Below are 8,588 nucleotides of genomic sequence, written 5' to 3'. Positions count from 1 at the left end.
ACAGAGGCCGCACCACCACAAAAATAAAGCCTCACTCTCCACTACATATCGGCCTTGACTTATACTATTCATACTGGTATGGTATAGATACAGACAACCATGGATAAAACAAATTTAAAGAGGTAGAAAATGAGTGCTATGAGAATTTCGACCAAAGGAAGATATGCAGTGCGTGTTATGCTTGATTTGGCAGTTAACAACACCGGAGAATATATTAAAGTAAAGCAGATAGCGGACCGCCAGGGAATTTCAGAAAAATATCTGGAGCAGATCATAGCGATTCTGAATAAGGCCGGCTTTGTAAAGAGCACAAGGGGCGCACAGGGAGGCTATCGCCTGGCGAGGGATCCGGCCGAATATACAGTGGGACAAATCCTCCGTCTGACGGAAGGCTCTCTGAATCCGGTGCCATGCCTGGACAGCTGCGGAGGGACAGCAGACTGCCTGCGCTATGATACCTGTGAAACCGTGGATGTGTGGAAACAGCTGGCGGATGCCATTAATGGTGTAGTGGACAGCATTACCATTGCAGATCTGGCTGAAAAGCACGCGAAACGTATGGAAAGTATGAATTATATGATTTAAAGCAGCCGCAGGGCTGCTTTTTATTTGCGGTAAGATGCTGGTCCGGGCAAAGCTGCCGCCCTACAGGATGCGGCCGGCGATTCCGGAGGGCTGGCGCCCGGCCGCATCCAGAAGCCTGCGCACCTCCATCAGTATGGTGCCTGCCTGCAGATATTCATCCGGGGCAGGGGGCCTTTGTTCTTCTGCGTAATTGTTTGGTTTCCCGCATTCCCTGAAAATATGGTATTTCCCCGGAGGGCAGGTAAGGAAACCGGCGCTCAGGCGGGGAGGCACAGGCTTTCCGTGGAAGAGGACAGGAAGGCAGGAGGCCTGCCGTACCAGCTCCAGCAGCCTGTTTTGCAGCTCCTCATGGGATATGCAGCCGCAGGCGAGAAAGAAGATTGACTCATCATAACGGGCCAGAAAGCTTCCGTCCCCTGTGTCGGACAGTATTTCCCTGGCAGCATCGGCCACAGCGCGCAGTACGCCCTTACAGGCCAGTTCACCCAGGTCCCGGCAGATATCATCCAGATTATCAATCTTAATCAAGGCCAGATGGAAAGCTTCTGAATTCCAGCCGGAATACGCGGCGGCATTGATCAGATGTTCATCTATGTAATGCGGGTGATAGGCCAGGGTAACCGGATCGGTCACCATTTTATTGTTTAAAAAAAGGAATTCATTTTCAATTTCCTTTGGGGATTCCTCGCCATTTAATACGGATCCGGTGATATCGGTGACCAGCTCCATTATCAGCTCCCGATCCTCAAGCAAAATATAGCGGCAGAAAATCTGGTAGATATGATCCTGCATATATTCAAATTTTGTGCAGGAGGTTTTTGATTTCATTGCGCGGGCGGAGATACAGTTTACGCACTGCTGTTTTTTATCCCAGACGGAATAACAGGGCTTGTCCGGAGTCAGGGTCAGGATGCCGTCCGCCATGGAAATTTTTACTGTATGGCAAATGAAAGGATCCACAAGCCGGACAATGGCAAATGTGTTTTGTAATACAGACATTTCAGATTGTAATTCTGTATATGTATAATAATATTTCACAAAAATGTCTCCTTTCCGGCAGAAAACTCCTGTTTTTAGAAATTAACAAACCATAAGAAACAGATTATCATATTTTACATAAATTGGCAATGCGGTAAAATCTGCCAAAATCAGGGCGTTGCGGCAAAAACCGGTGCCGGTGCAGGCAGGGAAAAACATGTGTATTTCATATTACGGGTATATCTTTTGCCGCCGGCGTATTGGGCGGAAAGAGTTGACATACCTTCCAGGTATTTGTAATATGAAAGTAATGCCAGCCGGAGCAAGGTTCGATTGGAGAAAGCATAGGGCGATAGAATGGATAAAAAGGTGCTGCTGTCCACGACGGACAATAAGCAGATTATGGAAGTATTTCAGGCGCTGAACCAGACAAGCGATGATTATTTTTTCATATTGGACATAAAAGAAGACAGCTGTTTTTTCTGCGACAGGGTGCGGGAGAGATTTCATATATCCTCCGATTTCATATGTCCGGCGGGAGAAGGGCTGCGGGAGCTGGTAGCAGAGGAGGATTTTCCCCTGCTAATAGAGGATTTAAGGCGCATCCGCGCCGGAGAAAAAAAATACCATGACATGGAATACCGCTGGTACAGTAAAGATAAGGAAATCATATGGATCCACTGCCGGGGAACGGTGATTTATGACGGGGAAGGCAGTATCCGTCTTCTTGTGGGAAGCATTTCCGAGGTAAACGGGGAGGAAAAACGCGACCGTCTGACCGGTCTGCATGGGGAAGGCCGTTTTGCCCTTGACCTGGGACGATTGCTTCAGAAGAAACATGGAGCCGGATTTCTTTTGCTTATTGGCGTGGATGATTTTAAAGAGATCAATGAAAAATATGGGATAGAATCGGGAAATACGCTGCTTAGGGAGCTTACGGACATTATCAGGGAATGTATGCTGCCGGGAATGCAGCTTTACCGGCTGGTTGCGGATGAATTCGTTCTGTTCGGGCAGGATGATATGTGCTCCGCGCAGGTAGTGGAGTTGTTTGAAAAGATCAGGCGTAATATTTTCAGACATATAGAAGAGGAGGACTACCGTAATTTCTATACGGTTTCCGGCGGTTTGCTCCAGCTGCCTTATCCTTCTGCCGATTACAGCGAGCTGGTAAAATATCTGGAATTTGCCCTGAATGAAGCAAAGCGCCGGGGAAAAAACGCGCTTGTGGCATTCAGCAGGGAGGATTATGACGCCTATGTGGGCAGACTGGAAATCAAGGAAGAGCTGCGTAAGGCCATATTTAATGATTATGAAGGTTTTTCCCTGCATTATCAGCCGATAGTGGATGCGAAGAACTATGAAATCAGAGGAGCGGAAGCGTTGCTTCGGTGGGACAGCAGCAGATACGGGAAAATGCCGCCGGGGGATTTTATCCCGGTGATGGAGGAAAGCGGGCTTATCATTCCCATGGGCTCCTACGTGATAAAGGAGGCGGTGCTCTGCTGCTGCAGATTGAAGAGGGTTATCCCATTGTTTCATATGAATATCAATCTTTCCTACGTACAGCTGAAAAAGAGCGATGTGCTTCAGGAGCTGCGTAACCACCTGGGAGTGGCGGAGGTGTGCCCTGAAAATATCATGCTGGAAATTACGGAAAGCGGATATATTGAAACTGATCCTGCCTTCCGGAAGGCCATGGAGGAAATCTGCGGGCAGAAGCTGAGGCTGGCCATCGATGATTTCGGAACAGGCTATTCCAATCTGCGATATTTGAAGGATCTGCGTGCCGATATGATAAAAATTGACCGCTCCTTTGCGGTACGGGCGTTGGAAAGCGATTATGACTATACGCTGTTGGGACATATTATTGAAAGGGCCCACAGCATCGGCCTGCGGGTGTGTCTGGAGGGCGTGGAAACGGAAGAGGAGCTGGTGCGTTTACAGCGGCTGTCCCCGGATTACATTCAGGGATTTTTATTCGGCAGGCCCGTGCCTGAGAGGGAATTTGTTGAAAAATATCTGGGAAGCGGCGCCTTTAAGACCTGGCAGGAACAGGCCGGGCCGGGAGAGGGCGGCAAAAGGACCAGGGGAGAGACGGAATGAAAAGGTTTGGAAATGTAATACTGAAAAAATGGTACTGGTTTTTATTTGCGGCCGTGGTGCTGGGTGAAGCTGCGGTGTTCCTCTTTTTCGGGGAGGGCAGTTATATCGCTACACATGATAACCTGGATCTGTTTATGGGACACTTCCAGGCGATGAAGCTTTGGGACGTGTTCTTTGCCCACAATGCTGAGGTGCCGATACTGGGCGGTATCACTAGGGACTATTTAAGCTCGGAATTCAATCTTTATAACATCCTTTTTTATCTGCTGCCGCCCTTTGCGGCATACATGTGCGGGTATTTTCTGAAAATCCTGATTGCGGAGGGCTCCATGCTTCTGCTGGCAAAGGATATTTACCAGGAAAATTATAAGAAATATGAGCCTGCGGCAGTGATAATCGGACTTATTTACGGACTGCTTCCTCTGTTCCCGGCCTATGGGATCGCCTTTGCGTCCATTCCGCTTGCCGTGCTTTTGCTGCGCAGGATTTACAGGGGGGAAAGCCGGTGGGACTATCTGTTTTTGTTCCTTTATCCGCTTCTTTCCTATTTTTCTTATTTCGGTTTTTTCATCCTTGGATATCTGGTACTGGCTATTGTGATACTGGCGGTGCGGGATTACGGCAGTATGAAAAAGGCGGCGCCGGATGAAAAGAATGGGCAGGAGGATGTGCGGAAAAATGTCCAGGAGAACGCACGGAAGAACGCGCAGAAGGATGCACAGGGGAAAACGAGGCGGCCCTCCTTCCTGCGCTCCATTAGCCTGCGGCTTGCGGCGGCCCTGGTCATCCTTTCGGCAGGCTATATTCTGTTTGAATACAGGCTGTTCGGGGAGATGCTTTTTTCCGACGTGGTGACCATGCGCACCACGATGGCAGAGGATAACTTTACCGCAGGACAGATTGTTTCCTCCATATGGGAGGTGTTTTATCAGGCTATATTCCATGCCCAGCCTTCCCATACCAGGTTTGTGCTGCCTTTGTGCATGCTTTTTCTTATTTACCGTATTTTCTGCTTCCTCCGGGAAAAAAAGCCGGGGAAAATAGTGACGGACAGCTTCTGCCTGGTTATTTACTTTATAATAGGAAACTGTCTGGTTTATGGCTTCTATTATTGGGGCGGCTTCCGCAGACTGTTTGAGACGCTGGTGCCCCCGCTGAAGGGCTTCCAGTTCAACCGCACCGTTTTTTTCAACCCGTTTCTCTGGTACGCAGCGCTGTTTTTGCTGGTGAAGTACCTTATTGATAAAAGGAAGCAGTGGCTGGGTTATCTGGTTTCCCTGATTGCGCTGGCGGTGGTAATCCTGACTCCGGCTGTATACAATGATTTTTATTCCACCTGCTATTACAATGCCTATCGGATCATAAAGCATACACAGGTGGAAAACCTGAACTACCGGGAGTTCTATTCGCAGAAGCTGTTTGAGGAAATCAAGGCGGATATCGGCTATGACGGAGAGTACAGCGCTGCTTACGGAATGCATCCCGCGGTGCTTTCCTATAACGGAATCGCCACGCTGGACGGCTATCTGGGCTTCTATCCCCAGGAATATAAAGAAGAATTCGGAGCCATGATAGCCCCCGCCACGCAGAAGGTGGAGGAATGGAATACTTATTTCTGGGACTGGGGAGCCAGGGCATATCTGTATTCCGGTTCAGGGGAAAATACGTGGAACGCGGTCAGAACCATGGCCACGGCCGATGACAGGCTGTATATAGACGGTGACATGTTCCGCAGGCTCGGCGGTAAATACCTGTTTTCCCGGATTAAAATCAGCAACGAAAAGGAACTGGGCTTTACCTTAACCGGAACCTATACCCAGGAGGAATCCCCTTATACGATTTATGTTTATGATGCCGGTTAACCATTGGTTGCAAAACTGCCCGGATCCAACTGGGAAGTGGGCGGATAACCGTAAAATGGTAAGCGACGGATTTGACAATGCCGTACCTGTAGTGTTATGATAAAAAAGTCCGGGCTGTGAGGGCCCGGGCGGAAAGAGAAACGGATTACCCCAGAGAAGGAGAAATAAAATGCCAATCAGAATCCATAATTTCGCCGGTAAATTCGGATGGAATATGAGAAAATATTTTCCCAAGCTGGCAAGCGAGGGATATCTTACCTTTCAGTTTATGACCCGCGGTAAATCGCAGAATGAATACATCAAATATTTTATGTCAAGTGATCCGATACCGCATCCCAATGTGGTGAACCTGGAGACCATCAACCGCTGCAACAGCACCTGCGAATTCTGCACGGCCAACAAGAACGCGGAGAAGCGTCCTTACGCCCGGATGGAAGAAAGCCTGTATTACAATATTATTGACCAGCTCAGGGACTGGGGCTACAAAGGCCACCTGACCCTGTACGGAAATAATGAACCTTGGCTGGATACAAGAATTGTGGAATTCCACAAGTATGCCAGGGAACAGCTGCCGGAAGCGTTTATTTTCATGTCCACCAACGGACTGCTCCTGGATGTGGACAAGGTAAAGGCTATTGTCCCTTATGTAAACCAGCTGATCATCAACAATTACTGCCTGGATATGAAGCTCCATGACAATATCAGGGTGATTTATGAATATGTCAAGGCCCATCCGGAGGAGTTTAAGGATGTGGACATACTCATCCAGATGCGTTACCTGAAGGAGGTGCTTACCAACCGCGCCGGAAGCGCGCCCAACAAGGCGGCTACGGAAAAGGTAGTAAAGGAAACCTGCCTGATGCCCTATACAGACATGTGGATTACGCCGAACGGCAAGCTGGGTATCTGCTGCTGTGACAACTTCGAGGTTACGGAGGTGGGCGATCTGAACACAATGCCCCTGAAGGATGCCTGGAACAGCCCCGCATACCAGAAGCTGAGAAATGCGGTTAAGGACGGCCGCCAGAATTACCCGTTCTGCAAGCACTGCGATTTCATCGATGCCGGTTTACGTATGGATATTGTGAATGACATTTTGAAAAAGAATAAAAAGTAAGCTGTTTTTTAATAATAAAAAAGCGCAGCATGAAAAAGCCGTTCCCGTCAGTAAGAGACAGGAGCGGCTTTTATTATTTTTATTTATAATTGTTCAGTATCCCTCACAGTTACTGCCAAAATCAGTTCTGATTGGCTGTGGATTCCAGGTATTCCTTATCCGTATTCACGTTCCAGATATTGGAGCGGTCACGGACGCCGTTCAGAATGTTATGCACGGTTTCAAAGGAGGTCACCATGGAATGATCGATATTATTATACCGGTGCTGGCCGTTGCGCCCCACGCAGTAAAGATTATCAATGGTATCCAGATATGCCCTCAGCTCATCGATATCCTTGTAAGTATCAAAATAAGCAGGATAAGCCTTTTTCACCTTTTCCATATGGGTATCCATTACCTGGGAGGGACTGTCGATAAGTCCCATCTGTACCATTTCCTTCACGGCAAAGTCTGAAAATTCCTTTTCGCTCATCTGCCAGAGGGAATCCCCTTCATTACAGAAATACTCCAGACCCACCCAAACGGTATGCTCCAGATCCTTTACCATGTAAGGCGACCAGTTATTGTAAATCTGGAACCGCCCCATCTGAACGGTACGATCATGTACATAAATCCAGTCATCGGGAACGATATTGGAAATAGTCCTGATCTTCGTTTTGTTTTCCAGGTTCAGCCTGGGGACCAGGACGCCCAGAGTCATATAATCCCGGTAAGGAAGACCGGCGGCGATGGCTGCTTCTTTTTCCGGCACCCCGTTCATGCCGCCCACAAGATCCTTTACCGGCATGGAGGAAATAAAAATATCCCCCTCCATTGTATATTCCTTCCCATCCTTTTCATAGGTCAGGGAAGTGATATGATTATTTTCATCCTTATGAAGCTTCGTAACACGGCAGCCGCGCCAAATCTGCCCGCCCAGCTTTTCGATTTCACTGCCGGTCACATCCCACAGCTCACCGGGCCCCAGCTTGGGATAACTGAATTCCTCAATCAGGGAAGTTTCCACATGGCCGTTTTTCTTACCGGGGAAAATTTTGCGGAACATATCCACCACAATCGCCATGACAGAAAGCCCCTTGGCACGCTGCGCGCCCCAGTCGGGAGCAATTTCCCTAGGGCTCCTGCCCCACAGGTTCTCCGTATATTTTTCAAAGAACATGGAATAAAGCTTCTTCCCGAAACGGTTGATATAGAAATCCTCCAGGGAGTTTTCCTGCCGCTTATGAAGCACGGAGGCCAGATAACTGAAGCCCGCCTGCATCGTGGTCAGGAAGCCCATGTTCTTAAAGGTTTCCCATTTCAGGGAAATAGGGTAATCAAAAAATTTCTTATCAAAATAAATTCGCGATACCCTGTTCCTGGTAAGCATAACCCGGTCGCATTTCTCCGGATCAGGGCCTCCCGCAGCCAGCGGCGGCGTCCTGTGCAGGACGATATCATCATAAGCCGGCGCCCCCTGGGGAGGAAGCATTTCCTTCCACCAGGCATTCACCTTCGGATCCTTTGAAAAAAAACGATGCCCGCCCATATCCATGCGGTTCCCATTATAGTTTACAGTCTTGGAAATACCTCCCAGAAGCCCGCTTTCTTCCAATACAATGACTTCTATCTCCTCCGGGGGATTCTTTGCCTTGCTTCCCTTCAATAATTCATAGGCCGCAGTCAAACCGGCCGGACCGCCGCCTATAATCAAAGCTCTTTTCATATGAATGAGATTCCTTTCTATGGCATGCATCTGAACCGGCACGCCTGTTTCAGGTCGTTATTATTTTTATCTTACCATATTCTACGCCCTAATTCAAATAGGAAAGATTGGGTGGATGTAGATAATAAAAGCGTTGGGGGGTGAGGGCCGCCTCTCTTTGCGGGCTGTGGAGCCTGGGGGCTTTGCCCGGAGACGGCGGGGCAGCTTTGTCCCTTCCGGCTGCGGGGGGCGTATT

General features: G+C 48.7%; 6 protein-coding genes. 4 read left to right on the top strand and 2 right to left on the bottom strand.

The annotated features are described in order from the left end of the window. Positions 1 to 138 precede the first annotated feature (138 nt). Positions 139 to 585, top strand: a complete 447-nt coding sequence (locus HMPREF1548_RS23030) for an RrF2 family transcriptional regulator (protein WP_025488590.1) — start codon at positions 139 to 141, stop codon at positions 583 to 585. Positions 586 to 645: 60 nt separating this feature from the next. Here HMPREF1548_RS23030 and HMPREF1548_RS23025 read toward each other — a convergent pair whose 3' ends face one another. Further along, positions 646 to 1,623 (bottom strand): GGDEF domain-containing protein, encoded by a 978-nt coding sequence (locus HMPREF1548_RS23025; RefSeq protein WP_035323528.1) that lies wholly within the window; start codon positions 1,621 to 1,623, stop codon positions 646 to 648. Positions 1,624 to 1,920: 297 nt separating this feature from the next. On the opposite strand from HMPREF1548_RS23025, the gene HMPREF1548_RS23020 reads away from it, so the two are divergent. The 3 genes from HMPREF1548_RS23020 to HMPREF1548_RS23010 all read left to right on the top strand — a co-directional run bounded on the left by HMPREF1548_RS23020 (position 1,921) and on the right by HMPREF1548_RS23010 (position 6,648). Next, the gene (locus HMPREF1548_RS23020; protein WP_021639050.1) at positions 1,921 to 3,669 is read left to right on the top strand and encodes a putative bifunctional diguanylate cyclase/phosphodiesterase; all 1,749 of its coding nucleotides are present in this window, start codon (positions 1,921 to 1,923) and stop codon (positions 3,667 to 3,669) included. Then, the gene (locus HMPREF1548_RS23015) at positions 3,666 to 5,531 is read left to right on the top strand and encodes a DUF6044 family protein (RefSeq protein ID WP_021639049.1); all 1,866 of its coding nucleotides are present in this window, start codon (positions 3,666 to 3,668) and stop codon (positions 5,529 to 5,531) included. Before HMPREF1548_RS23020 ends, HMPREF1548_RS23015 begins: the two co-directional genes overlap by 4 nt. A gap of 169 nt (positions 5,532 to 5,700) precedes the next feature. Further along, positions 5,701 to 6,648 (top strand): radical SAM/SPASM domain-containing protein, encoded by a 948-nt coding sequence (locus HMPREF1548_RS23010; RefSeq protein WP_021639047.1) that lies wholly within the window; start codon positions 5,701 to 5,703, stop codon positions 6,646 to 6,648. Between the two features lie 121 nt (positions 6,649 to 6,769). On the opposite strand, the gene HMPREF1548_RS23005 is transcribed toward HMPREF1548_RS23010, so the two are convergent. After that, entirely contained in the window at positions 6,770 to 8,353 is a 1,584-nt protein-coding gene (locus tag HMPREF1548_RS23005; protein WP_035323555.1) for an NAD(P)/FAD-dependent oxidoreductase, read from the bottom strand. Between the last annotated feature and the right edge of the window lie 235 nt (positions 8,354 to 8,588).

The sequence above is a fragment of the Clostridium sp. KLE 1755 genome, from assembly GCF_000466465.2.
GTDB classification, from domain to species: Bacteria; Bacillota; Clostridia; order Lachnospirales; family Lachnospiraceae; genus Eisenbergiella; species Eisenbergiella porci.
This window is presented reverse-complemented; position numbering and strand designations above follow the sequence as displayed.